Genomic DNA, 26,051 nt, shown 5'->3' with positions numbered 1-26,051 from the left:
GCATACGATCTTCATTGCCCGGATGGCGGGCGGCTGCCTATGGGCCAAATCCACAATCAGGAATAGAATTCACATCCCTCAGTATAAATCTGGGTCGCCGTCGTGCGGGCGAAATATTTGACAATTTCAGAATATAATAATGGAGAGAGCCGCGTGGCCAGTGCATTCAAGTCTCTACCTATAATGTCGGGCGCAAGCCTTATTGCCATCACTTTGGCGTCATCACCGGCAATGGCGCAAACGGATAGCAATGCAGAAGCTACCAGCAACGACATTATCGTTACCGCACGCCGCGTTGAGGAACGTCTTCAGGACGTTCCCATCTCCATTACTGCATTCAATCAGGAGCAGCTGGCAGACCGCAACGTCGTCAATGCGCAGGATCTTGCACGCTACACGCCCTCGCTTTCGGCCAATTCCAACTTCGGCAACGAAAATTCCACCTTCGCGCTACGCGGCTTCGTGCAGGATACCGGCACGGCTCCCTCGGTCGGCGTCTACTTTGCCGACGTCGTTGCGCCGCGCGGTGCGTCCAATAACGTGCCTGTCGGCGACGGTGCCGGGCCCGGCAGCTTTTTCGACCTTGCCAATGTGCAGGTCCTGAAAGGCCCGCAGGGTACCCTGCAGGGCCGCAACACCACCGGCGGTGCGGTCATTCTGGTGCCTCAGAAGCCGACCGACGATCTGGAAGGCTATGTCGAAGGGTCTATCGGCAATTACGACATGCGCCGCATCCAGGCCGTGCTGAACATTCCGGTGATGGACTCCCTGCGCATTCGCCTGGGCGTCGATCACCAGTCGCGCGACGGCTACATCCACAACAACAGCGGCATCGGCCCCAAGGATTTCGGCGACGTCAACTATACCGCGCTGCGCTTCAGCGCGGTGGCGGATCTGGCGCCCAACCTCGAAAACTATATGATCGTTTCATACAGCCGCTCGAACACGAACGGCACGATCCAGAAACTGATCGCCGCCGATCCGGCGGAAGGCTTCGGCGCTTTCGCCGGCAACCAGCTGACCAAGCAGGGATCGGGCTTCTACGACGCCTGGCAGACGATGGAGAACCCCTCCTCCAAGATCGAGCAGTGGCAGATCATCAACACCACCACCTGGCAGGCCAGCGACACGCTGACCGTGAAGAACATCGCCAGCTATGCGGAACTGCGTGACAATCTGACATCGGCGCTGTTCGGCACCGATCTCAACACCGCCAACATCGGCCTGCCCAACGGCGCGTTCGGCTTCGCCACCGTCAACCCGGTTCCGGGCGGCGCCACCGGCAGCCAGTCCACGCTGACCGAGGAACTGCAGCTTCAGGGCCACGCGCTTGACGATCGGCTCACGTATCAGGGTGGCGGTTATCTGGAAGTCAGCGATCCGCTGGGCCTTTCGGGCTCGCAGTCGCCGGTTTACGGCAACTGCACCGATGTGACGGCGATGATCTGCACTTCGCCGCTGTCGATGCTGCCGGTGCCGGGAATTCCCGCCGGCGTCGTCAACTACACCGCATCGCGCACCTCGTTCCGCGACGTCGGCCTCTATGCGCAGGCGACCTACAAGCTGACCGAACAGCTGAAGCTGACGGGCGGGTTCCGCTATACCTGGGATCGCGTGTCCAACGACAGCCAGCTGGTGACCTACACCGGCTTCCCGGCGGTGGGATACGGCGCGCCGACGGACATCTATTGCAGCAACCCCGCCACCAGCAACGCGGCCACGGTTACGTTCGCCAACTTCAACGCCGCCACCGATTGCCGCATCAACCTGACGCAGAAATCCAGCGCCCCCACCTGGGTGATCGACCTGGACTACAACCCGATGCGCGACCTGATGCTCTATGCGAAGTATTCGCGCGGCTATCGCACGGGCACGGTTTCGCCGACGGTTCCGCTGAGCCTTGCCTATGTCCAGCCCGAGAAGGTGGATACTTACGAAGTTGGCATGAAGGGCAGCTTCCATGACTTCCTGCGCAGCACCCTGAACGTCGCGGCGTTCTACAACGACTTCTCGAACCAGCAGATCCAGCTGGACTTCCTGCAGTATTCGGACCCGACGGGCGCCACCAATCCGCCCAGCGTCTCGCCCACGACCGCACCTGCCAACGCCGGCAGCTCGCGCATCTGGGGCGTGGAAGTGGATGGCTCCCTCAAGCCGTTTCATGGCCTGACGATCCAGGGTTCCTACGCCTATCTGAATACCAAGATCCGCTCGATCCAGACCTTCTCGGTCGATGGGCCGACCACCGGCTTCGTCGTCTACGGCCAGGCCCGCGTCGGCGATCCGCTGCTGCTTTCGCCCAAGAACAAGTACACGGTGACCGCGACTTACGAACTTCCGCTGGATTCCGAGATCGGTACCGTCTCGTTCGGCGCCACGTTCACCCATTCGGACAAGGCGCTGGGCAACTATTCCAGCCGTTTCTACACCAGCCCCGATCCGGCCACCCAGGCGGAATTCCGCAGCCTGAGCTGGCTGCCTTCCAGCAATCTGCTCAACCTGAATGCCAGCTGGGATTCGATCGGCGGATCGCCGGTGGACCTTTCGCTGTTCGCGACCAACGTCACCAAGGAAAAGTATTACACCTTCCTGCCGGGCGTTTCGGGGACCGGGCTGATCCTTGCCTCACTGGGCGAACCGCGCATGTATGGCATGCGCCTGAAGGTTCATTTCGGCCGCTGATCTTGCGCGGCTGAACGGCAAACAATCCCTCCTTACGGGTGAGTGGTCTTGCACCGCTCACCCTATTTTTTTGCTCCGCCACAAGGTCGACAGTTCGCCTAAACGAAACACCTGATGCATAGTTCGATCGCTTCGAACGGCCCGGATGGGTCTATGAGGCGCATAGTGATTTTGCGTAACCATCCGATTCGCCGGGTTTCCATCCCATGTTGAGGCCGCGCCGGCGCGGTATCGCCTCGGTCAATGCCGAAGTGCGCGACGGTATCGTGCCCGCGGCCGGCGCGATTGCGATGACGCCGGAGATGGACGCCGCCCCGGCCGCGTCGAACTATCGGCTGATCGCGCTCATTATCGCATCCGCCTTGTTCATGGAATTCGTCGACGCAACCGTGCTGGCCACCGCGCTGCCGACCATGGCGCGCGATTTCGGCGTTCGCCCGCAAGACATGAGCGTGGCGCTCACATCCTACCTGCTGGCGCTGGCGATCTTCATTCCCGCCTCCGGGACTCTGGCCGATCGGTTCGGCTCACGCACCGTTTTCCGCACAGCGATCGGGCTGTTCATGCTGGGCAGCCTTGCCTGCGGCCAGTCGGGATCGCTGGAACTGATCGTGCTGTCCCGCTTCGTGCAGGGGATCGGCGGTGCCATGATGATCCCGGTAGGCCGACTGGTGCTGCTGCGCTCCGTCGCCAAACAGGACATGGTCAGCGCGATGTCCTGGCTGCTGGTGCCGGCGCTGATCGGCCCCATCGTCGGGCCGCCGCTGGGCGGGCTGATCGTCACTTACCTGGACTGGCGGTGGATCTTCTACATCAACCTGCCGATGGGCCTGTTGGGCCTGTGGCTGACCGGCCGCTTCATCGCCAACGTTCGCGAAGAACGGCCCAATCGCTTCGACACCATCGGTTTCGTGCTTAGCGGGATGGCGCTGGGCTGCCTCCTGTTCGGGTTCGAAATGGTCAGCCGACCGGGACAGGGCATGTTCGCTGCCGCGTTGATCGCGGTCGGCATTGTCGCCGGCGCGTGCTACATCCTCCACGCCCGGCGTCACGCTGGCGCGATCCTGGACCTTGCCCTGCTGAAGGACGACACATTCCGCCTTTCGGTGATCGCCGGTTCGATCACGCGCATCACCCAGGGCGCGCAGCCGTTCCTGCTGCCACTGATGATGCAAGTGGGCTTCGGCTATTCGGCGGCCCGCAGCGGCACAATCACCGTGGCCACCGCGATCGGATCGCTGGCGATGAAAAGCTTCGCCCCGCGCATTCTGCGCCGGTTCGGGTTTCGGCAGGCGCTGATCGTCAACGGTGTGGTGGCGACCGCCGGCTATGCGGTCTGCGGCTTGTTCAGCCCCGAGTGGCCCACCTGGGCGATCTTCACGACGCTGGCGCTGGCCGGCTTCTTCATGTCGTTCCAGTTCACCGCCTACAACACCATTGCCTATGACGGGATCGACAAGCACCAGATGAGCAGCGCCACGGCGTTCTATTCAACGTTCCAGCAACTCATGCTGTCCCTGGGCATCTGCGTGGCGGCCATGGCGCTGCACCTTTCGATGGTAGCGCATGGACACGAGACGCCCGTGCTCACGGACTTCTCGACCGCATTCTGGATCGTGACGGCGATTTCGCTTTCCGCGACGCTGTGGAACCTGCGTTTCGCGCCCCATGCCGGGGCGGAAATCAGCGGCCATGCCGCCGCGCCGCGCTCCACGACCGGGCAGTTGAAACAACAACACTGACGTCGCCAGTCCGGGCGCCAGCTGGCGGACTTGAGCCCGGTGGCGCTCAAGTCGCTGGCAGCTTTCGGCAATTGCGCTTTGCAACGACAGCCGACTCCCCAACGCAGCGAAATCGCGGCGCCCGCCGGCTGGATTTGCGCCGCTTCTCCCCCCTGTGTGCCCATTTTGCTTCGGTCTTCCAGCAATCGCAAGACAAAAGCCTCGGTTCATCTTGCGAGCCAGTCGCATTATCACTAACAGCCGCCGCGACTCATACCGAAAGGCATCACATGGTTCGAACGACGGTCCGCAGCCGCCTCCTTGCAGGCGCGGCAACTGGCATGGTGGCGATTGCCATCCTTCCCGCAGCGGCACAGGCCGCCGCGGCCGATGTCGACGACATCATCGTTACCGGCGATCGTCCCGCCACCGTTGCCCTGTCGGGTACCAAGAGCGATACGCCGATCGTCGACACCCCGCAGTCGATCTCGGTCATCGACGCTTCGACCATCGCCGATCTCGGCATCCAGAACCTCAATCAGGCGCTCCGCTTCGTGGCCGGCGTCACCCCGGAAACGCGGGGTGCCTCGGCCGAAGTCTACGACCAGTTCAAGCTGCGCGGCTTCGACGCACCGACCTACCTCGATGGCCTGAAGCTGTTCGGCAGCGGGTCCGGTTACGCCGTCCCGCAAGTGGACATGTCGCGTCTGGATCGCATCGAAATCGTCAAGGGCCCGGCATCGGCGCTCTATGGTTCGTCAAGCCCGGGCGGATTCATCAACCAGCAGAGCAAGCTGCCGATCGATCGTGATTTCTACGGTGCGGTCTCAGGATCCTACGGCAACTACAATACTTACCGGTTCGATGGCGACATCGGCGGCAAGGCCGGCGAATCCATTCTCTGGCGCATCTACGGCAGCGTCAACGGTGCCGATGCGCAGCAGGACTTCGGCAAGCGTCGCCGCCAGACGGTTTCCGGCGCGGTGACCTTCGGCGCCGGCAGCCCCACCACCTTCACCGTGCTGGGCGCCTATTCGCATGATCCGTTCAACGGCAACTACGGCGTGTTCCCCGCCAGCGGCACGCTGTTCGACAATCCGAACGGCAAGCTGCCCACCAGCTTCTACGGCGGCGAACCGGGCGACTTCTTCAAGCGCGAGCAGGCGGGCGCCACTTACATCTTCCGCCATGAATTCAACTCGGACTGGGCGTTCCGTTCTTCGGGCCGCTACCAGTACGTGAAGAGTAAGCTGGGCATCGTCTATACTTCCGGCTCGCTGGTGACTGGCAGCACCACCGATTTCAACCGCGCGTCCTATGCGACCACCGAACACCTCAACAACTGGACGTTCGACAACCAGTTGACCGGCAAGTTCGATACCGGCCCGCTGCGCCACAGCGTTCTGTTGGGCGTGGACCGTCAGGTTGCGCATTCGGACGAACTCTTCGCCTTCGGCTCGGCCTCGACGATCAACGGCTTTGCGCCCGTCTACGGTACGATGCGCACGCCGCAGAACCCTTATCTGGTGCCGGGTTACGACGCAGACTTCAACTACGATCCGAACACTCTGGTAACGCCGACCTACACCGAAGTCCGCCAACGCCAGCAGGGCGTCTACCTGCAGGACCAGATCTCGGTCGGCGGCCTCAACGTGACGCTCAGCGGTCGTCAGGACTGGGCCCGCCAGGAGCAGGACGGTGCTGTCCAGAAGAACAAGAAGTTCACCTGGCGTGCTGCAGCGCTCTATAAGACGAGCCTCGGCATCTCGCCCTACGTGACTTACTCGACCTCGTTCGAGCCGCAGTCGGCGCAACTTGAAAGCGGCGATCTGGCCAAGCCTTCGCTAGGCAAGCAGATCGAGGCTGGCGCCAAGTACGCAATCCCCGGCACCGACATCCTGCTGACCGGTGCGTGGTTCCAGATCAACCAGACCAACGTGGTGGTCTACAACCCGGTCTCGTTCGCCGCCTTCCAGTCGGGCGAAGTACGCTCGCGCGGTGTCGAGTTCGAGGCGAGCGGCTCGCTGCCCTACGACTTCAAGTTCCGCGCGGCCTTCAGCACGCAGAACGTGAAGGTGCTGGAAGACGAAAACCCCGCCAACGTCGGCAAGGGCCTCGCCACCGTGGGCAAGGGCGGCATTTCGGCAAACCTCGCGTGGGAGCCGAAGGATGGTTCGCTCTCCGGCCTGTCGATCGGCGGCGGCGTCCGTCATGTCGACAAGGTCTATGCCGGCAGCCTTGACGGCACGACGTCGATCTACACCCCGTCCTACACGGTGTTCGACGGGCTGATCCGTTACAACCTGGCGAAGGTGAGCCCCGATCTTGCCGGGGTGACGCTGGGCCTCAACGCCGCGAACATTTTCGACAAGAAGTACCTGACCAGCTGCTTCGCCGCCTACTCCTGGTGCTGGTACGGCAACCGCCGCACCGTGCAGGGCACTGTCAGCTTCACCTGGTAGTACGCGCGCCCGCATCGCCATTCAGGCCATGCGGGCGTTCCGTTTCGGACGGTCGAAACCTCAGCGTGAACACCGTGCCTTTCGGCACATTCGCGCGAACGTCCAACCGTCCGCCGACTTTGCGCATAAGCTCGCTGGCGATCGCCAGGCCAAGTCCGGAACTGCGTGAAAGATCGCGCCGAACCGCCTCGAAACGCTGAAATATCTGCGCGTCCGACGCGTGCAGGCCCGGTCCGGTGTCGGCAACATGCACTTGCGCGCCGGGGCCGACCGTCACGGTGACATCGGTGCCCGCCGGCGTATGCCGCGCCGCGTTTTCAAGCAGCGAATCCAGCGCCCGGCCCACCAGATGCTCGGACGCGCAGGCGATGACGCGATCCTCCCCGACAATCTCCACCCCGTGGTCCGTTGCGATCAGCAGGGGCGCGATCGCCGCAACGCGGTCCTCCACCACGGCCCGCAAGTCCACCACATCCTCCGGATCGCACGCCATCGCATCGACTTCAGCCACCAGCAGCAGCCGCTCCACGATCGCCTCTACCACGTCGATCTGCCGCAACATCCTTGCCTGCACGTCCGACGTGCCGCCCAGCTCGCCGGTCTGCGCCACCAGCAGACGCAGGATGGCCAGCGGCGTGCGCAGTTCGTGCGCGGCATCGGCGGCGAATTCGCGCTCGATCCGGTAGGCATCCTCCACCCGGTCCAGCGCCCCGTTGAAGGCACGCAGCAGTGGCAGGACTTCCTCCGGCATCCCTTCGGTGTCGACGCGCTGTTGCAACTGATTGGGAGAAACCTGCTCCACCTCGCGAGAGGCGCGCTTCACCGGTGCCAGCGACTGCCGGATGATATAAGTATCAACCGTAAGCAGGCCGATAAGGAAGATCGCCAGCAAGCCGCCGCCCACCATGACGATCTGCGCGCGGAGATCGTCGAAGATCACGTCCGGATGGTCCAAATTCTGGACGATGACGATCCAGCTTCCAGGTTCGCGCGCCATCGGCACACTGACCCCGGAGTAGATCTTGGATCCGCGAACCCGCCGGAAATAGCGGGTCGTCCGCCGCGTCGGCACTGCCAGGGAGGGATCGGATTTCAGATTTTCGATCGCGATGCGATGCCCGCGATCCTCTACCCAGAAGCTGAAGCTGCTGCCCCCGCCGCGCAGTCCGGCGGCAGCGGCCTCCGATATCGTCCAGCCACGGGCATTGCGCTCAAGCCCCGCCTGCATCTTCTGCACGTATTCATCCAGGATCTGCCGCTGCAGCCGGTCGCCCGTACTGTCTATCAGCACCCACGCGCCCACGGCGGCGACAACGGCGGTGACCAGCGTGGCCGCCGCATGAAGGACCAATATCCGCCGCAAGACGGACGGTGTGCGCATCAGGCCTCCAACTCGGCACGCAGCAGGTAGCCGAGGCCGCGCACGGTGACGATCTCTGCCCCGCCGTCCAATGCCATCAGACGTTTGCGCAGGCGGTGCACGGTGACTTCGGCCGCGTTCGAGGAGAACTCGTCCCCCAGGCCGAAAAAGGCGGATTCAATCTGGGTCTTGCGCACTACCTTGTCCCGATGGCGCATCAGCAGGTCCAGCAGTTGCACCTCTCGCGGGGCGAGCACGATCGTTGCATCCGCCACGCGCAGGGTCTGGGAGGCGACATCGTAGCGCAGGCGGCCGCAGGCAATCTCTCCCCCCTGTTCGCCCATGGCCCGGCGCAGCAGCGCGGCAACGCGGGCAATCAGTTCCTCCGCCGCGAAAGGCTTCGAAAGGTAATCGTCCGCACCGGCATTCAGCCCGGCCACCCGATCCGCGATGGCCGAACGCGCGGTCAGCGCCATGATCGGCAGGAAGTGCCCGGCGGCGCGCAATTCGCGCAGCAGCACGATGCCATCCTCATCGGGAAGCCCCAAATCCAGCAGCATCGCCGCATGATCGCCGGCGGCAACGAATGCGCGCGCATCCTCTGCGTTGGCGACGATGTCGTTGGCGAAGCCCGCCTGCGTCAGATGCTGCCCGATCAGTTCGGCAAGCTCTGCATTGTCCTCTACGATCAGCAGCCTCATCCGCGCCCACCGCTGGGTCGGGGCAAGCGCGCACGGGCCATGGCCGGCGCATCGAAGCCTTGGTTCGCCATCATCCCACCCCTATCGCGGCGATCCGATCGGCACGCAACCGATGCATCGAAAGAACTGCCCGCTGCCGCGAAAATGACCCGAAAACGCATATATACGCCCCATAATCGCAAGCGGTCTTGTAAGGTTGCCGTAAGCTGGTTGCGGATAGCTGAACCGGGTGGCCGCGTCTGGCGGCTGAACCTTTGCAAAACGAAAAATGATACCGAAGATCGACAACTTGCCCGATGGCCTCCTGACAGGCAATGCGTACCGCCACCCTCGCATCGCGCTGTTTTCCGGAAACTACAATTACATACGCGATGGCGCGAACCAGGCGCTGAACCGTCTGGTGAACTATCTGGAACGGCAGGGCTGCGCCGTCAGGGTCTATTCTCCCACATCGTCAGCGCCCGCCTTCGCGCCGGAGGGCACGCTGGTATCGGTTCCGTCGATCGCCATTCCTGGCCGCGGCGACTATCGCCTGGGGCTGGGACTGCCGCGCGCCATCTGCGCCGATCTGGACAGCTTCGCGCCCGACCTGATCCATGTTTCCGCCCCCGACTGGACCGGAAGCGCCGCCCAGCGCCATGCCCGCAAGGCCGGCATTCCGGTCGTGGCCAGCCTGCATACGCGGTTCGAGAAATATGCCGCCTTCTACGGCGCCAGACTGCTGCGCCCCGCCATGGAGCGCCACCTTGCCCGCTTCTACCGACGCAGCGATCGCATCCTGGTACCGACGCCCGGCATCGCCCGCGAATTCGAGGAAGCAGGCCTGGCTGCCCGCACTCGGCTTTGGGGTCGCGGTGTCGATCGGCGTCAGTTCAGCCCGCAGAATCGCGACATGCGCTGGCGCCGCGCGGCCGGCATTGCCGATGGCGAGATCGCCGTGCTGCACTTCGGCCGCCTTGTCCGCGAGAAGGGGCTGACCGAATATGCCGCGCTGTGTCGACGCCTGCTGGACGAAGGCCTGCCGGTGCGCCCCCTGGTGGTCGGCGACGGTCCCGAGCGTGGCTGGCTGGCGCGCAAACTGCCGCAGGCGCGCTTCGCCGGACATTTGATGGGCACGGATCTCGGCCGCGCCGTCGCCAGTGCAGACATCTTCCTCAACCCCAGCATGACCGAGGCGTTCGGCAACGTGACGCTGGAGGCCATGGCCGCCGGCCTGCCCACCGTCTGCGTGGACGTGCCAAGCGGGCGCAATCTGCTTCAGGACGGATCGGGGGTGCTGTTCGCGCCGGGCGATCTGGATGCCGGGCTGACCGCTTTGCGGCAACTGGTCACGAACGCGGAAGAACGGCGCGCGATGGGCGCCTATGCCCGCACCGCCAGCGCCGCCTACGATTGGGACAGCGCCTCGCACCAGGTATTGGAATGCTACCTTGATGCGCTGGGGCGGCGGCCATATTGGCATGCCGCGCGGCGTGCCATGGCGGCGGCTGCCTGACCGCGGATGGAAAACCTGATCGATCAGGCTGGCCAGTTCGTCGCGACCCACGGGATTTGGGCCGGCCCGGTCGTGGGCCTGCTCTGTCTGGGTGAATCGCTGGCCATCGTCGGCCTGTTCGTTCCGGCTACTGCAGTGATGCTCGCCATCGGCGGCCTGATCGGGGCGGACGCTCTGGATGCCTGGCCGATCTTCCTCTGGGCCGTGGTCGGATCGATCGTGGGAGACTGGCTTTCCTATCTGTTCGGCGGCAGGATCGGCCCCAAAGTCTATCGCCGCTGGCCGCTCAACCGGCATCGTCCGGCAGTGGCCCGCACCCGGCTGTTCTTTCGCAAGTACGGTTTCGCGGCCGTTTTCATGGGCCGCTTCCTAGGCCCCATCCGGGCGACGGTGCCGCTGGTCGCCGGGGTGCTGACGATGCCGAAACGTCCGTTCCAGATCGCCAACATCGCCTCGGCCGTGCTCTGGGTGCCGCTGATGTTCGCACCGGGCTATCTTGCGGCAGGTCCGCTGGGAGAGATGCTGTCGATCAACGAGGGCCATCTCGTGCTGTTCGGCTTCGGGGTTGCCGGGATGGCGATGGCAGCGACGCTGCTCGCTTCGCGCCGTCTTGGCCGCAGGACCCGCAAGCGCGGGACGGAGCGGCCCACAACCGCGAAGCCCCTGTAAGGTCGCCGTAAGCCAAGCAGGGGTAGAATCGAAGGGCAAGGCGCGGAATGGCGGGGGATCTGCCCGGCGCGTCAAGCAATTGTCCAGGCGCCATCCGCGCCAATGGCTGGGGACATCATGACCCACGAGCTGATTTCGACGACGTGCGTATCCGCAGGCGACGGCTTCTATGTCTCGCCCACCATGCAAGGCCCCATGGCGCACGAAGGGCCAAAGGACATTTCCGCTCCCGACGGCATGGACCAGGTGATCGCCTGGCGCATCGACACATTCCGCATCGCCGGCGACGAGGTGCCGATCTCGACGATCTGCCCGATCACCATCAACGGATCGATAGACACCTCCGATTTCCGCATTTTGCGGCCAGACGGCAGGGTCGAATATCCGGACGGGTCCTCTCCCCGCGGCGGCCAGCCATTCCTTCACCTGGTTCACGGCAAATCCCGCTGATCCCCTCCTCCCGAATTGCGCCATGACGAAGGGCCATGCCATCATGTCTACCGCGATATTCGTTTCCGTAAGAAATTCCCTCGCCCACGAAGGGCTGTGCCGCATTCTTTCCGATGCCGGCTTCCCGCACATCGAAGCCGTCAAGAATCTGGCGAACTTCTCCCCTTCCGCAGCGGCGCGATACGAGAACCCGATCCTGATCGTGGACCGGTCGCTGTGCGAGGTCGATGGCCCCGGGGCCCTGAACGCCCTGATCAAGCATTGCTCCCGCCTGCGGGTCGTCGTGCTGGTGGAAACTTTCGACTTTGCGGAAATGACGGCGCTCTACATGGCCGGCGCCCATGCCTATTTTCTGATCAACTCACCCTGCCAGGCGCTGGTGGCCATGATGCAGATGGTGGCCATCGGGCAGAAGGTGGCGCCGCCGGAGATCATCGATCTGGTCGGCCATATGCTGATCGTCACCAGCCGGACTTCCCCGAACAAAGCGAACCTCGCCGCCTTCAACTTCAACGATCGCGAGCGGGAGGTTCTCGAAAGCCTTCGTGACGGCCTGCAGAACAAGACCATCGCCTACGACCTCAAGGTCAGCGAGGCGGCGATCAAGGCCACCGTCAAATCGATCCTTACCAAAATGGGCGCGCGCAATCGTACGCAGGCGGCCGTGATGGCGCGCGAAATGGCGTTCTACGAACCGCAGATGCCGGGCATGGTTTCGCAAGCACAACTGCGCCAGGGCAGCCGCGACCACTAGGGTCGCGCACTGCGCGTTCTCATTCAGGGCCGGTCAGGCCGCCTGGAAGGGATTGCGGGCGACCAATACCTCCAGCCGGTCCGCAATATCGCGCGGCATCGGGAAATCGTCCGTATGATAATCGCGCTGCCCGGCACCCGCCTGCTCCACCAGATCATCGTGCATACTGCCCATTAACCCGTTGATCGCACTGAGAAAGCGAGACATGCGATGGACCCGATCGTCGGGCCGCAGGGTGCGCATCGCATCGTAGAACGAGACCTGCCGGCTGACCACCTTACGCATCATATGGAAACGATGGCCGGTCAGCGGTCCATCTTTCAGCCAGCCCTGCAGGCGCTGGAATTCCGCCATGTGAAAGGCGCGAAAGCCTTGCGCGTCATCCAGTTCCGCACGTTCGACTTCGTGCTGCACCGCCATCCAGACCGGACGCGAAAGCAGTATCCGCAATGCCAGCGCATAGCCGGTTACCGCCCATCGCCGGCGGCTGCGGAAGGCGTCCTGCAGATGGCCCATGGCAGCCACGGTCACCCCGAACAGCAGCGGAACCTTGTGCCGCCTGCCGTAGAGTACCAGCGCGAAGCGCATCTGCTTGTACGCCGCGCGAATGTTCTTGTAGCGAACCCGCGCATCATGCGGCAGGTCGCCCGAAAACAGCAGCGCGCTGACGAGATCGCGCATCTGTACCCGGTCCGCCCCTTCCCGCCAGAACTGCAGGCAAAGTGCAAAGCAGTTGCGCATCACCTCTTCATCGCAGACGACCGGGATCGGATCGGGCAGGCTGACCTCCGGATCGACCACATCGTTCATCTCGACCGCCAGGAACATCGCATCCAGTGTTTCCCGCGGGAAAGTGCGCGCCGCCGTCATGCCCGCGCGCCTTGCGTCATCACCGACACCAGCTTGTCCCGGCCGTGATAGGCGCGCACCGTGGGCAGCAGCATCAGCAGTGCCTTCAGCGACACGCCGGCCACATAAGCCAGACCCGCGCCGGTAATCCCGAACAGGTGAATCAGCACGAACAACAGCAGCGCATAACCTGCCGCTGCCGTCCCCTCCGCCGCCAGTGCCGACCGCTGGCGCCCGGCCATGTAAAGCAGCGATTCAAGCGGGAAGCTGGCCATCGTGACGATGAGCGACGCAGTCATCAACTGCAGCAGGTCGTAAGCCTCGACATAGCGCTTGCCGAAGACGAAGCCGATCACGGGCTCTCCCCCCAGGATCACCACCAGCAGGATCAGCAGACCCATGCCGCCCGAGATCAGCGCGCTGCGAATGGCCAGTTGCCAGGGGTGACGGCTGGCCGGGTCGAGCCGCATGATCTCCGGATAGAAGCTGCGCGACATCAGATCGGCCGGCTTGCTGGCGGAATCGAAGAAGGTTGCCGCGATCTTGAACAGGCCGGCACTGGTCGGCCCCAACATGGCGCCGACGATCAGATTGCTCACCGGCCCCCATGCGGCCCATACCGAGTGCGCGATATTGGTGGTCCACACGAAGTCCCACGCCGCCGGAAGCCGCCGTCCCGGTCCCATCAGCCCCGGCCGCAGCGCGCCGCGAATGCCGCGCCGGCGCAGTTCAATCACCGACATGACCCACAGGCACAAGTCGCCGGCAAGGTCCGCCACGAACCAGGTCACCATGAAGCCAAGGAAGCCCAGATTGCCGAAATAGGATATGGCTCCGCCGATCGCGCGCAAGGCAGGAGTCACCAACTGCTGCAACGCCAACTGGTCGAACCTGTCGAGCACGCGCAGGATGCCGGTGGGCGTGGCCGCCGTCATCGTCGGGATGAGCAGGCAGTAGAACATGGCCATCTGCACATCTTCGGCCGGAATGTCGAACCAGTCTGCCAGGAACGGCAGCAGCACCAGTCCGCCCACCAGTCCGACAAGGCCGCTGGCAAGGTCCAGCCCGAAGGCAAAGCCGGTAACATCGCGCAGTTCGTCGATATCGCCGCGCCCCATCGCCGGCGTGCCATAGCGGACGATGAACTGCCAGGTCTGGAACTTGACCAGCGCGCCCACGCCGTTGGCGTAGGAATGGATGATCACCAGCGTGCCGAACAGCGCCGGCGTCATGCCGCGCCCCGCGCAGGCCAGCGCCACGAGGCCCAGCAGCGCCGCCACCAGCTTGCCGGATCCAAGATAGGAGGCATTGCGCACGATCGTGCGGAACACCCCGTCGGCAAACCAGTGTTTCACGGTGAAGGATTTCGCGGTCAGAGACTTCATCAGGCCGCCTTCCGTCCCGCCGCCGGCTCAAGCAGGGCAAGGCGCGCAAAGACTGCGGCCTTCGCCTGTAGCAGCACCTGCTCCAGCGGTTGTTCGGCATCGATCTCCACGATCGGCGCGCCCTCGAACGTCAGGCGCGGCACATCCGCGACCTTGCGCGCCAATGAAGACTGGCGATGATCCGGCTTGCGCGAGATCGCTACATCCAACGACACGTTCAGGCGCAGCACCAGATCGGGGCGCGTTTCCGCCATGGCCCGATACTGGTGCAATTCGCTGCGCGCCAACAGGCCGACAAGCCCGGAGCGCGGCGCAGCCACATTGCAGGCAGACAGGCCCAGCCCGTCCATCGGGCCGGGCAGGTTCACTTGCGGAAACCTGTCTGCAACGATGGCATGGCCGGCGCGGCGCAGCCGCATCATGCGGTTGAACCGCCGCACCCGGCGCATCGAAAAGGCATAGATCACCAGCGCCGCAAGCAGCCCCGGCCCGGTCTCCGCCTGGGCCTTGCGCGCCTTTGCATGAATGGATTTGTCCAACTTGCCGCCCAGCAACGGCAGGCGCGCGATGCGGCGGCCGATATTGCCGGACTGTTTGCCCAGATGGCAGAGCCGCGTGGGCCGATCCTCGTTCATCCAGGCGCAGAGCGCCTCCGTCACGGTGGACTTGCCGGAACCGTCGCAGCCGACGACGGCGATAAGGGGGGGAAGGGTCATGGCGTTACGCGTGGTGCTTCTTCATCGTGGGGAAGTTCATCAGCTCTGCAGCCCATGGCGGCGCAGCACGGCAAGGACGGATGCCAGCACCTCGTGATAGGGCCGCGTGGCATCGACATCGACGATCTGGGCCCCGGCGAAGCGCAGCGTCGGTACGACGGCCAGCTTCTTTTCCAGCATGGCGCGCTCATGATCGGCCTTGCGTGCAAGCGCCGTATCCACATCGACATTCAGGCGGATAACCACCGTCGGGCGATAGGCGGCCATGCCATCGTATAGCGCGCGTTCGCGCCGGGCGAGGCGCTCCACCAGAGCCGATCCCTTGCGCGTCCATGACAGGCCGGGGCCGTCGAAACTGCCGGATACTTCGGCCTGCGGATAGCGGTCCGTCACCACCTGCACGCCGTTGCGGCGGAAATCGATCACCTGACGAAAACGGCGATGCCGCGCGAGCGAGAAGCCGAACATCGCCAGCGCCGTCAACAGCCCGGGCAAGCGCTTGTCCGGGCCGGAACTGCTCTTGCCGTCATGCGCCTTGCGCGCCTTTCCGGTCAGGAACCCTTCGACCAAGCGGCCTATCACCGGAACTTCGCCGATCTTGCGGCCCAGGTCGCCGGTGCCCAGCCCCAGATACATCGATCGGGTGGGTGCTTGCCGGTCCAGCAACATCACCAGATCGCGCGTCAGCGTCGATTTGCCCGAACCGTCGCAGCCGATCAGCGCGACGCAGGGTGCCAGGCCGGATTGCGACCGGGCGGATGGTTGGGTGAATGAAGTGTCGAACGATGTATCGAGTGAGGAACGGGTCGCGATCTCGCGCGGAGACTTGTGAAGGGTCATGATATCGTTGGCCGGTCCTGCCGTCGGGCCGGGGCGGTATCGCCGCGGCGGGGGCTCATGCATTCGGGTCGAGCAATCGTGCCTAGGCCGCGAAGCTGATGCGAAGCTGATGGCGCGGAAATGTTTTTTCGCCATTTGACGGTCGGCCCGAAGCTGGCGTAATCCGGCCTCTCGCGCCCCCTTCCTGCGGCGCTCAACCTGGCCCGGAGAGCCGATCTTGCCCCGTCTGCTGGTCGCGGAAGACGATGCCGACCTTGGCCCCGCCATGAAGCGGGCGCTGGAACTCGACGGCTATGTCGTCGATCTCGTCGCGCGCGGAGATGACGTGCTCGCCGCAATCGGCACCGCCGCTTATGACGTGATCCTGCTGGATCTCGGCCTGCCGCACACGTCCGGCATAGAGGCGCTGCGCACGCTGCGTTCCGCCCGCAACGAAACGCCCGTCATCGTCATCACCGCGCTGGACCGCACCGCGCACCGCGTTGCCGGGCTGGATGCCGGGGCTGATGACTATGTGGTCAAGCCGGTCGATCTGGAGGAACTGGCCGCCCGCATCCGCTCTCAACTGCGCCGGCGCGACCGCCGCCATGGCGACAGTGCGAGCGTGGGCAGCGTCACTCTGGATTTCGCCGGCCATGTCGCCAGCCGGGATGGCGAGGAAGTACCGCTGACGGCCAAGGAATTTCGCGTGCTGGCCCTGCTGATGCGGCGCGCGCGGCGGTTCGTCTCCAAGGCCGATCTGGAAGGCGAGCTTTACGATCAGGATCAATGGGTGGAATCGAACACGATAGAAGTCGCCATCTCCGCCCTGCGGCGCAAGTTCGGGCGCGACTTCATCCGCACCGCGCGGGGCCTTGGCTATATGGTCGGGGGATCGGATTCATGAGGCGCAGCGCATGAAACGCGCTTCGCTTTCCACACGGCTCTATCGCCGCGTGCTGGTGCTGCTGGCGCTGACCGGGCTTGCCATGGGTGCCGTGCTCTATTCGGTGGCGGCCAAGGAAATCGGCCGCGCGTCCGATGCCCAGCTCGTGAACGCATCGCGCCTGCTCTACATGATGATGCAGGACGAACTGACCGCCGGCGTGCTGGCCGCCCGCGGCAAGGGGCTGGAGGGCACCACCGACCCCCTGCTGTCCTCGGAAGAAAAGCGCGCGTTCCACGCCTCCTACGACTGGTGCATGTTCGCGGTGTTCTGGGAAGGCCGGCCCGTGGCCCAGTCCGGCTGGGGGGCGCCGGTCGACCTGGTGCCGCGGCAGCCCGGCCTGCACGATTTCACGGCAGTCGGCGATCGCTGGCGCAGCTATGGCCTGCCCGGCCGCGATGCGCGGCTGCTGGTGGTCGTGGCGGAACGCGACTCCATGCGCGAATTTCCACTCGCGCCGATGCTGCGCAAGCTGGCTCTGCCTCTGCTGCTACTGATGGCCGCCGCGATGATCGTGCTGTGGCTGACCTTGCGCAAAAGCCTGTCCGAAGTCGAAAGGCTGGCCTCGTCACTCAACGCACGTTCGCTGGCCGATCTGACGCCGCTGGTTCCCGAGGACTGGTCACGCGATCTGGGGCCGCTGATAACCGCGCTCAACAAGCTCTTTGCGCGGCTGGAACAGGCCTATGAACTGGAGCAGGCCTTCACCGACGATGTGGCCCACGAACTGCGCACGCCGCTCGCCGCGATCCGCGCACAGGCGCAAGTTCTGGCACGGACAGCCCCGGACGCGCTGCGTGACGAGCTTGCCCGGCTGTTGGCGACCGTGATGCGCGCCAATCAACTGGTAGGTGGCATGCTGACGCTGGCGCGCCTGAACGCCACTGCCGTTTCCGCTCGCTCCATCGACGTGCATGCCATCGTTGCCGACGTCGTGGCCGAAGCGGTGGTCAACCTGCCCTGCGATGCGATCGAGTTCGCCGTCCTGCCCGATCATGTGGTGCGCTGGCAATGCGACCCTGGATCGCTGCAGATCGCGCTGACGGCGGTGATCGACAATGCCGTGCGCCATGCCGGCGATGGCGGCCGCATCGACATCGCCATCGTGCGGACGACCGATCACCTCGTCATCACGGTAGGCGATCGGGGCAGCGGCGTCGCGCCCGATGACCGCGCGCGATTGCTGCGCCGCTTCGAGCGCGGGCCGTCGGTCAGTCCGGGCAGTGGCCTCGGCCTGTCCATCGCCGTCAAGGCGATGACGCTGGCCCGAGGGACGATCCGCCTGGAGGACCGTCAGGACGGGCCGGGCCTGTTAGTGGTGCTCACTCTTCCGGCTCCCGACTGAGCACAATGCAGCCGACCAAATTTCAATCGCCAACGCGGTTATTCCGCGCGGTGGGGCCGCTTGCCCGGCTTTGGTGCGGCCCATATAACCGCGCATGATCGTCCGTCACGCGGGCCTTCATGCGACAAGTCTCTGATTTAAGGGATGCAAGGCAATGAAATCGACGTTTCGCCAGTTCCTGCTTGCCAGCGCCTGCCTGATCGGTAGCGCGGCCGCGCTTCCGGCTTCGGCCGCCCCTGCACCTGCTGCGGCGCCTGCTGCTCCTGCGGCAACGCCTGCCTATTCCTCGGCCACCACGCCGATCGGCGACCTTCTGGACAATCCGGCCACCAAAGCCGTGCTGGTCAAGGACGTTCCCACGCTTGTCGCCAATCCGCAGATCGACATGGCGCGCGGCATGACGCTGAAGCAAGTCCAAGCCTATGCCGGAGACGTGCTTTCCGACAGCGTGCTTGCGAAGGTCGACGCCGATCTCGCGCAGATTCCGGCCGCGAAATAAGGCGTAGCGGGCCATTTACCGGGCCATTTACCGGGCGTGCCGCTTTCCGGCGATGCGGCCCGGAAATGGCGGCGGAGCATCGATCCGCCTCTCCCGAACCACCGCGCCCTACCCCCGCGCCCTACCCCCGCGAACGCCCGAACCGACGATTTTTTGGGCGATCGCCCCGTCCAGTCAGGCAAGGGTCAGGAAACAGTCGCTTTGCCTGCCTGTATGAACGAAGACGATTCGCTCCGCCCGCGCCGGTCCCGGTTGCTGTCCGCCTCGGCCCTGGCGGTGCTGGCCGGCATGGTGGCGGCCTCTCCCGCCGGCGCCGATCCCGCTCCGTTCGAACTGACCGGCCCCGACCTGACGATCGAGGTGACGCGCGGGCAGCAAACGCTGCCGATCGCGCAAGTGCCCAGCCTTGCCGAGGGAGACAAGCTCTCCATCCATGCCGCCCTGCCCGCCGATCAGGGCCTGAAGTTCCTGCTGGTTTCCGCCTTCCTGCGCGGGGCGACCAATCCGCCGCCAAAGGACTGGATCGCCACGGCCAGCACCTGGAAGGAGAAGGAAAAGGACAAGGCGCTCTCGCTCACGGTGCCCAAAGGCGCGCGTCAGGCGGTGCTGCTGATGGTGCCGGACACAAATGGCGCTGAAGGCGCGCTGATCGATGCGGTGCGCGGCAAGCCGGGCGAATTCGTGCGCGCCGGGCAGGATCTGAACCAGGCCTCGCTCGACCATTCGCGCCTCACCGCGTTCATGGATGCGATCCAGGCACAGGATAACAATGCCCCGGAATACTTGCGCACGGTAGCGCCCGTGCTGGCGCGCAGCCTTTCGATCAAACTCAACGAGGATTGCCTTTCCAAGGTGATCGAAATGCAGGCGTCCTGCCTGCTGGAAAACCGCGAACAGCTGGTCCTCAACGACGTTCATTCCAGTTCGATCGCCGACACGCTGACCGGCGCCCCCACCGATCTTGCCCTGCAGCTTAGCGCCACGCCGCAGGCAGGCGCCGGCTACTACAGCGCCTATATCGGCGTCGCCCGCGACATTGCGCGTATCTTTGGCGCCTTTAGCAACCCGCAATTCGGCTACCTGCCCACGCTGGCCGTGCGGCGCGGCGATACGATGTCTCTGCTGCTCAACACCGCGCCCTCTTTCCAGAAGCCAAAGTCGGTCATGGTCGCGGCGCTTCCGGCCGTGGAAACCGACATTCCGCCGCAACTGCGCAGCACCGCCAAGGCGCCGGTCTGCCTGGCCCGTCCCGGCGCGGTGCTGGGCGTGGAAGGTGCACCGCTGGTCTTTTCCACTGCCTTGGCACACGACATGCGCGTCAAGCTTACCAATGCTTCGGGCCAGACGACCGACGTCACCGTGCTGCCCCGCGCCGACAGGGGCGGCTATGCGCTGGCGGGCGATGCGCTGCCCAGCGCGTTTACCGGATCGATGCGCGCGCAGCTTCACGGCAATTGGGGCTTTTCACCGTTCGATGGGCCCGACTTCCTGGTCCAGCGGCCGGACGGCAATGCCTGGAAAGTGTCCGGCGATGCAGACGGGCTGGTGATCGGCCGCGACAACGAAGTCGTGCTGGAAGGCAATGCCCCTTCTTGCGTGGACGAGGTTACGGTGAGGCAAGGCAATGGTGTGCCCCGCCCGCTCGAATGGAAAGTGCGGGATGGCAATCACTTGGCAGTCACCGTCCCCAAGGGCGCGACCGGCCCCGGCGAACTGCAGATGGAACTGCGTCTTCTGGGCGCGAAGAACCCGGAAACGATCACCCTGCGTGCCCGCACGGAAGCCAGCCGGATCGACGGTTTCGAAGTTCACGCCGGTGATGGGCAAGGCGTACTGACCGGCCAGCGGCTCGATCAGGTGCAGTCGCTGACGCTGGGCGATATCGAATTCCGCCCGGATGGCCTAACGCGTGAAGGTGCCGTCGATCACTTGCGGCTGACGGCACAGGGCGCCGCACGGGTGCCCGCGCAGGACGCAGCGAACGCAGCGAATAAGGCCACCATTCGTCTGGCCGATGGCCGCACGCTCACCCTGCCCGCCAAGATCTCCGCGCCCCGTCCGCACGCCGAATTGCTAAGCCGTACGGTCTATCCAGGCCCCGCCGCACCGGGCGCGCGGCCACTGGAACTGGGCGATTTGCTGCCCGACAACGGTGATCTGGTGTTCTCGATCAAGGCCGCGGCCGGCAATCGCTTCGATGCCGGAGACGCCATCGAAATCGGCACCGGCGGCGATGCCGCTGCCGCGCGGCTTACGGTAGGCAAGGGCCTGACGCTGGAAAGCCAGCAAGTGCTGGTCGCCCGCCTCAAGGCCGCGGACCTTCCCCCCGGAACCTTCGGCCCGCTCCGCTTCCGGCTGCTCGACGGGGAAACCGCAGGAGACTGGACCCCGCTGGCAACGCTTGCACGGCTGCCGCGTATCGAAAACCTGACTTGCGATGCCAAGGGCAAAGCCAAGGAAGCGGCACCCTGCACGCTTTCCGGGCGCGATCTTTTCCTGATCGACGCGGTTTCGGCAGATGCCGCCTTCGCACAGCCCGTTGCGGTGCCGCCCGGCTTCACTGGCGCAACGTTGCAAGTGCCGCAGCCGGTCGACGGCAAGCTGCATCTGCGCCTGCGCGACGCGCCGGACAATCCGGTCGTCCTGCGCTGACGGCCCCGCCTGGCGGGGCCGAAATCGCTTAGGGTTTTGCCGCCAGCTTGCATGTCCGGCGGTAAAGCACCGCGACGAGGATGGCGAACACCGCCGTGCCCAGCACCAACGGCAACTGGCCCAGATCGCCGACCAGCGCCAAGGGGCTGTCGCTGCCCGAAGCCGCCACGATCCCGGCAAAACCGACGCCCCACAGGCTTTCGCCCACGATCAGGCCGGTCGCAGTCAGCACACCCATGCGCTTGCTGAATTCCGCGTCGCTCTGGCGGTCGGCCCAGCGGTCGTAGAACCAGCCGATAACGGCACCGGTCACGGTGGGCAGGATCACGCTCATCGGCAAATAAATGCCGATACCGACGGCGAGCGGCGGCAGGCGCAGCCGGCCCATCACGCCCAGCACTTCGTCCAACACCACGAAGACGACGCCTGCACCCGCGCCCCAAAGGATCATCGTCCAGTTGAGATCGCCCCCAAGCACGCCCTTGGCAAGCGCCGAGATCAGCGCAGCTTGCGGCGCCGGCAGCGCTTCCGGACCGGCGCCTGGCGCCCCGGCGAAACCGAAGGCGGTATTCAGCAGGTCCAGCACCGGAGGAATCACCAGCGATCCGAAGACCACGCCGATCACCAGCGCCACCTGCTGCTTCCACGGCGTGGCACCAACCAGTTGGCCGGTCTTCAGGTCCTGCAGATTGTCGTTGGAGATCGTGGCCACGCCGAAAACCACGCCGGTGACGATCAGCGCATAGGCGATCAAGGCCGCAGTCGCATCGGGCGTCTGCTCGCGTCCGAACAGGCCGGCCAGCAGGAGCGATGCGGCCACCACCGAGAGAATGCCAATGCCCGAAACCGGCGAGTTGGACGCGCCGATCAGGCCCGCCATGTAGCCGCAGACAGCCGCGATCAGCAGACCCATGACAAGCACGAACAGCAGCGCGCCGCTTACCAGCAGAACCTGCGAACCTGCCAGTGCTCCGCCCGAAAGTACGCTGGAGAGCAGGATTCCGATCGGAACCAGCATCGTCAGAGTACCGATCAGCACGATGCCGATCGGCAGGTCCTGTTCTTCCAGAGCCAGCACCTTGCCGGCCTGGCGCGCGCGGCTGGCCGCCAGTGCCGAACGGATGCCGCCCAGCACCGGCCCGGCGATACGCAACAGCGTCCAGATCGCCGCCACGGCAATGACGCCGGCACCGAAGAAGCGCACGTCCGCGCTGAACACGCTGGTCGCCCAGGTTTCCACGCTGCCGCCCGGCATCGGGTGCCGCGCCGTCAACATCGGCAGCAGGACCCACCAGCCGATCACTAGGCCAAGGAACATCGCCATGCCGACGGAGAGGCCGACGAGATGGCCCACGCCCATCAGCGCAAAGGACAGGCCGCCGGAAATTCCAGTCGCACCCGATCCCGCGCGGAACCACACGGAGGCTTCGGCCACCATCAGACGAGTCTGCGTCAACGCCGCGAAACCGGCCGAAGCGACCGCGTTCCACAGCAGGACTGACAGCCCCTTGGCGCTTTCTTCGGCGCCCTGATCGCTCGCGAAGCCGACGCGCAGCACTTCGGCGGCGGCGTGGCCCTCAGGATAAGGCAGCGGCGTATCGACCACCAGCGCACGGCGCAGCGGCACGGAGAACAGCACGCCCAGAATGCCGCCGGTGCCGGTGATCGCCGCCGTGGTCCAATAGGGGAAGCCCTGCCACCAGCCGATCATCACCAGACCGGGCAATACGAAGATGATCGCGGCCAGCGTGCCCGCAGCGCTGGCGACGGTCTGGACGATGTTGTTTTCGAGGATCGTGGAATTGCCCAGCGCGCGCAAGATCGCCATCGAGATGACCGCCGCCGGGATCGACGTTGCGAACGTCAGGCCCACTTTCAGGCCAAGATAGACGTTGGCGGCCGTGAAGAACAACGTGATCACGCCGCCCAGCAGCACGCCGCGCACAGTAAGTTCCGCAATCGGCCCAGCGGCCGTTTGGCCGCGGACGGCTTTGGTATTATCGATCCCAGTCATCTTCACTTCGCTTCAAACCCGGCCTTGCGCCGCGCCCCTGATGGCACGGGCCATCCGGTCAGGCCAGTGAAACGATTGCCGAAATGGAATTTGCCGAACCCGCTCTGCGCGATTCAATCGAAATCGAGCGTCACATGCGGAATGTCGCCCTCGATCCGGCCTTGCTGCGCGGCGTATGCCGTAACCGGCACGCCCAGATCGCGCCCAACATCCATCGTCTCGCCATTGCCGGCCGCCATCAGCATGGAGCTTGGCACACGTATGGAGGCCAATTGCACTGCGTCCGCACTCAAGGTGACCGTCGCCGGTCCCCCCGGCATGTCCACCGCAAAGCGCATGGTCAGCTTGGTCGCCCCTTGCGGCAGCGCCTTGTCCGCCACCACGCGGGTGATCTCGTCCGGATCGGTTGACCGGGCCGCAACGAAGGCCGGCCTTCCCTTGTCGAGATAGAGGCTCCAGCCGCCAAACCGGCTCCCATATGCAAACACCGCCCCCGATGCCGCACCGCTTTCCAGCACGAGATCGGCATTCAGCGTAAAACTGCGCGCGATCGGCACGGGTTCGGTGTTCGAAGGCAGGCTGACATCCTTGCCCCAGAAGTCGAAATGCTTGCGCCCGCCGCCCCGCATCATGGCCGCGCCGCGCGCCATGCCGAAGCGATGATCGAGCGGGAAGACGTTGTTGCGCGCCGCCTCCTGCTTCCACAGGTCCATCATCGCCTGAAGGCGTGCCGGCTCCTTGACGGCCAGATCGGCCGACTGCGAAAAATCCTTGTCGAGATTGTAGAGCGACCACTCCATCGGCGGCCGCGCGCCCCCGGGCGGCAGGTTCTGCCATGCCATGCGGCCATCGTCGCCCGAAAGGAACCAGCCGTCATGGTAAAGCCCCACCTTGCCGCCGATCTCGAAATACTGGGTGCGGGGTTTCGCGGCATCGCAAGTGGCAAGGCTGGCCAGCAGGCTCTGCCCGTCAAGCGGCTTCTGGCGGATGCCATAGACCACTTCCGGCGCAGGCAGATGCGCGGCGTCGAGCACGGTCGGTGCGATATCGACGAGGTGGGAAAATTGCCCGCAAACCGCGCCCGGATGCGCGACATGGCCCTTCCAGCTGAGGATCATGCCATTGCGGATGCCGCCCAGGTACGAGGCGTATTGCTTGGTCCAGCGCAGCGGCGTGTTCATCGCCCAGGACCATCCGGCGGGATAGCTTTCATACGTCATCGGGCCGCCAAGCCGGTCGATATTGGCCTCCATCCAGGCCTCGCTCTCGTCATGCTTGCCCATGGAACGCAGCTCGTTGATGGTGCCACGCGGTCCGGCTTCGGCGCTGGCGCCATTGTCCCCGATCACCAGCGCGACCATGGTGTTGTCGAGCTGCCCCATGCGTTGCAATTCGGCGATCACGCGGCCGATCTGCTCGTCCTGATAGGCCAGTTGGGCGGCGGCGACTTCCATCGTGCGCGCCGCGAAGGCCTTCTGGCCGGTCGTCAGGCTATCCCAGGCAGGAATTTCGGCGGGGCGCGGCGTCAGTTTCGTGCCTTTGGGGATGATCCCCATCGCCAGCTGACGGCGCCAGGTCTGTTCGCGCTGCACGTCCCAGCCCCGATCGAACCTGCCCTTGAACCGGGCGATATATTCGGGCGGGGCCTGATGCGGCGCATGGGTGGATCCCGGCGCCATGTAGACGAGGAAGGGCTTGTCCGGCGCGGCGGCCTTCTGGTTGTGGATCCAGCGAATGGCATCGTCGGCCAGCCGGCTGTCGAGCAGGCGCCCGTCACCATCGTCGCGCTCAACCCGCTGCGTACCCCGATAGAGGATCGGCGAATATTGATCGCTGTCGCCGCTGACGAAGCCGTAGAAATAATCGAAACCGAGGCCTGTCGGCCAACCGTCGAAAGGGCCCGCCTCGCTGCGTTCATTGGATGGCAGGTTGTGATGCTTGCCGAACATCGCGGTGCTATAGCCGTTCAGGCGCAGTACCTGCGCAATCGTGGCGGTTTCCGGCAGGATCCGCCCGCCATAGCCGGGGAACGGCGAAGGCACGTCGCTCAGCCAGCCGACACCGGCGGCATGATGGTTCCGCCCGGTCAGCAATGCCGCGCGGCTGGGCGAGCAGATGCCGGTGGTGTTGAAGCGGTTGTAGCGCTGCCCTTGCGCGGCCAGCGCCTCGAAATTCGGGGTCGGCACCGGGCCGCCGAACGCGCTCGACATTGCGAAGCCGACATCGTCGCTCATCATCAAAAACACGTTGGGGGCGCCTTGCGGTGCCTGGACCGGCGGTTGCGCCATGCCCCTCGCATCGAGCGCGTTCTCTGCCACGGCACCACTGAATGGCGTTGCGGGGACGGGCAGGATATTCCGGGCTAGCCGATCCTGGGCTCCGCTGGCCGTCGCCACTGCCGATGCCGTGACCGCCGCTGCCAGCAGCCATCCGAACTTACGCGTCATCGTCATGATCCCCCTGCCTTCGCAGACAAGATAGCTCTCGCGAAATCATAACGTCCAATGCATATATGGGCATCATTACATGCAT

At 64.8% G+C, this 26,051-nt stretch carries 19 protein-coding genes; 11 read left to right on the top strand and 8 right to left on the bottom strand.

Going from position 1 to position 26,051, the window contains the following annotated elements; translation table 11 throughout:
* Positions 1–231 precede the first annotated feature (231 nt).
* The 3 genes from ACZ1JV_RS05705 (at position 232) to ACZ1JV_RS05695 (ending at position 6,865) form a co-directional block, all read left to right on the top strand.
* Positions 232–2,682 (top strand): TonB-dependent receptor, encoded by a 2,451-nt coding sequence (locus tag ACZ1JV_RS05705; protein WP_465148721.1) that lies wholly within the window; start codon positions 232–234, stop codon positions 2,680–2,682.
* Between the two features lie 206 nt (positions 2,683–2,888).
* Complete coding sequence (locus ACZ1JV_RS05700) at positions 2,889–4,424, top strand: DHA2 family efflux MFS transporter permease subunit (RefSeq protein ID WP_465148720.1); 1,536 nt, start codon at positions 2,889–2,891, stop codon at positions 4,422–4,424.
* 269 nt (positions 4,425–4,693) lie between these two features.
* Positions 4,694–6,865 carry a TonB-dependent siderophore receptor gene (locus tag ACZ1JV_RS05695; RefSeq protein WP_465148719.1) on the top strand — a complete coding sequence of 724 codons (2,172 nt, stop codon included), beginning with the start codon at positions 4,694–4,696 and terminating at the stop codon, positions 6,863–6,865.
* Here the strand turns inward: ACZ1JV_RS05695 and ACZ1JV_RS05690 are convergent.
* Together ACZ1JV_RS05690 and ACZ1JV_RS05685 are read right to left on the bottom strand one after the other, a co-directional pair.
* The gene (locus ACZ1JV_RS05690) at positions 6,855–8,246 is read right to left on the bottom strand and encodes a sensor histidine kinase (RefSeq protein WP_465148718.1); all 1,392 of its coding nucleotides are present in this window, start codon (positions 8,244–8,246) and stop codon (positions 6,855–6,857) included. The two genes, ACZ1JV_RS05695 and ACZ1JV_RS05690, sit on opposite strands and share 11 nt — an antisense overlap.
* Entirely contained in the window at positions 8,246–8,926 is a 681-nt protein-coding gene (locus tag ACZ1JV_RS05685; protein ID WP_465139812.1) for a response regulator, read from the bottom strand. The genes ACZ1JV_RS05690 and ACZ1JV_RS05685 overlap by 1 nt, the downstream gene beginning before the upstream one ends.
* Positions 8,927–9,194: 268 nt before the next feature.
* Here ACZ1JV_RS05685 and ACZ1JV_RS05680 point away from each other — a divergent pair, with 268 nt between their 5' ends.
* From ACZ1JV_RS05680 to ACZ1JV_RS05665, 4 genes are all read left to right on the top strand, one after another.
* The gene (locus ACZ1JV_RS05680) at positions 9,195–10,421 is read left to right on the top strand and encodes a glycosyltransferase family 4 protein (protein ID WP_465148717.1); all 1,227 of its coding nucleotides are present in this window, start codon (positions 9,195–9,197) and stop codon (positions 10,419–10,421) included.
* A gap of 6 nt (positions 10,422–10,427) precedes the next feature.
* Positions 10,428–11,090: a DedA family protein gene (locus ACZ1JV_RS05675; protein WP_465148716.1), complete on the top strand. Its 663-nt coding sequence runs from the start codon at positions 10,428–10,430 to the stop codon at positions 11,088–11,090.
* A 117-nt stretch (positions 11,091–11,207) separates the two neighbouring features.
* A complete protein-coding gene (locus ACZ1JV_RS05670; RefSeq protein WP_465139815.1) occupies positions 11,208–11,540 on the top strand; it encodes a hypothetical protein in 333 nt (110 codons plus the stop codon).
* Between the two features lie 22 nt (positions 11,541–11,562).
* On the top strand, positions 11,563–12,294 hold the full coding sequence (locus tag ACZ1JV_RS05665; RefSeq protein WP_465139816.1) for a LuxR C-terminal-related transcriptional regulator: 732 nt from the start codon (positions 11,563–11,565) through the stop codon (positions 12,292–12,294).
* Between the two features lie 33 nt (positions 12,295–12,327).
* Here ACZ1JV_RS05665 and ACZ1JV_RS05660 read toward each other — a convergent pair whose 3' ends face one another.
* Genes ACZ1JV_RS05660 through ACZ1JV_RS05645 form a run of 4 tightly spaced genes read right to left on the bottom strand, consistent with a single transcriptional unit; the run spans position 12,328 to position 16,084 of the window.
* On the bottom strand, positions 12,328–13,164 hold the full coding sequence (locus tag ACZ1JV_RS05660; RefSeq protein WP_465148715.1) for a hypothetical protein: 837 nt from the start codon (positions 13,162–13,164) through the stop codon (positions 12,328–12,330).
* Positions 13,161–14,528 (bottom strand): lipopolysaccharide biosynthesis protein, encoded by a 1,368-nt coding sequence (locus tag ACZ1JV_RS05655; protein ID WP_465139818.1) that lies wholly within the window; start codon positions 14,526–14,528, stop codon positions 13,161–13,163. Before ACZ1JV_RS05655 ends, ACZ1JV_RS05660 begins: the two co-directional genes overlap by 4 nt.
* Entirely contained in the window at positions 14,528–15,244 is a 717-nt protein-coding gene (locus tag ACZ1JV_RS05650; RefSeq protein WP_465139819.1) for a nucleoside/nucleotide kinase family protein, read from the bottom strand. The genes ACZ1JV_RS05655 and ACZ1JV_RS05650 overlap by 1 nt, the downstream gene beginning before the upstream one ends.
* 39 nt (positions 15,245–15,283) lie before the next feature.
* Positions 15,284–16,084, bottom strand: a complete 801-nt coding sequence (locus ACZ1JV_RS05645; protein WP_465148714.1) for a nucleoside/nucleotide kinase family protein — start codon at positions 16,082–16,084, stop codon at positions 15,284–15,286.
* 217 nt (positions 16,085–16,301) lie between these two features.
* On the opposite strand from ACZ1JV_RS05645, the gene ACZ1JV_RS05640 reads away from it, so the two are divergent.
* From ACZ1JV_RS05640 to ACZ1JV_RS05625, 4 genes are all read left to right on the top strand, one after another.
* Positions 16,302–16,970, top strand: a complete 669-nt coding sequence (locus ACZ1JV_RS05640; protein WP_465148713.1) for a response regulator transcription factor — start codon at positions 16,302–16,304, stop codon at positions 16,968–16,970.
* 10 nt (positions 16,971–16,980) lie between these two features.
* A complete protein-coding gene (locus ACZ1JV_RS05635; RefSeq protein WP_465139822.1) occupies positions 16,981–18,354 on the top strand; it encodes a sensor histidine kinase in 1,374 nt (457 codons plus the stop codon).
* 154 nt (positions 18,355–18,508) lie between these two features.
* Positions 18,509–18,853, top strand: coding sequence for a hypothetical protein (locus ACZ1JV_RS05630; RefSeq protein WP_465139823.1), 345 nt, complete (start codon positions 18,509–18,511; stop codon positions 18,851–18,853).
* 213 nt (positions 18,854–19,066) lie between these two features.
* A complete protein-coding gene (locus ACZ1JV_RS05625; RefSeq protein WP_465148712.1) occupies positions 19,067–21,505 on the top strand; it encodes a hypothetical protein in 2,439 nt (812 codons plus the stop codon).
* Positions 21,506–21,533: 28 nt separating this feature from the next.
* Here the strand turns inward: ACZ1JV_RS05625 and ACZ1JV_RS05620 are convergent, their stop codons facing one another.
* Positions 21,534–23,519 (bottom strand): OPT family oligopeptide transporter, encoded by a 1,986-nt coding sequence (locus ACZ1JV_RS05620; protein ID WP_465148711.1) that lies wholly within the window; start codon positions 23,517–23,519, stop codon positions 21,534–21,536.
* 113 nt (positions 23,520–23,632) lie between these two features.
* The gene (locus tag ACZ1JV_RS05615) at positions 23,633–25,972 is read right to left on the bottom strand and encodes an arylsulfatase (protein ID WP_465148710.1); all 2,340 of its coding nucleotides are present in this window, start codon (positions 25,970–25,972) and stop codon (positions 23,633–23,635) included.
* Positions 25,973–26,051 lie beyond the last annotated feature (79 nt).

It is taken from the genome of Novosphingobium sp. BL-S-19 (genome assembly GCF_055521675.1).
The sequence above is the reverse complement of the archived record's forward strand: the minus strand, read 5'-3'. Positions and strand labels throughout refer to the sequence as shown.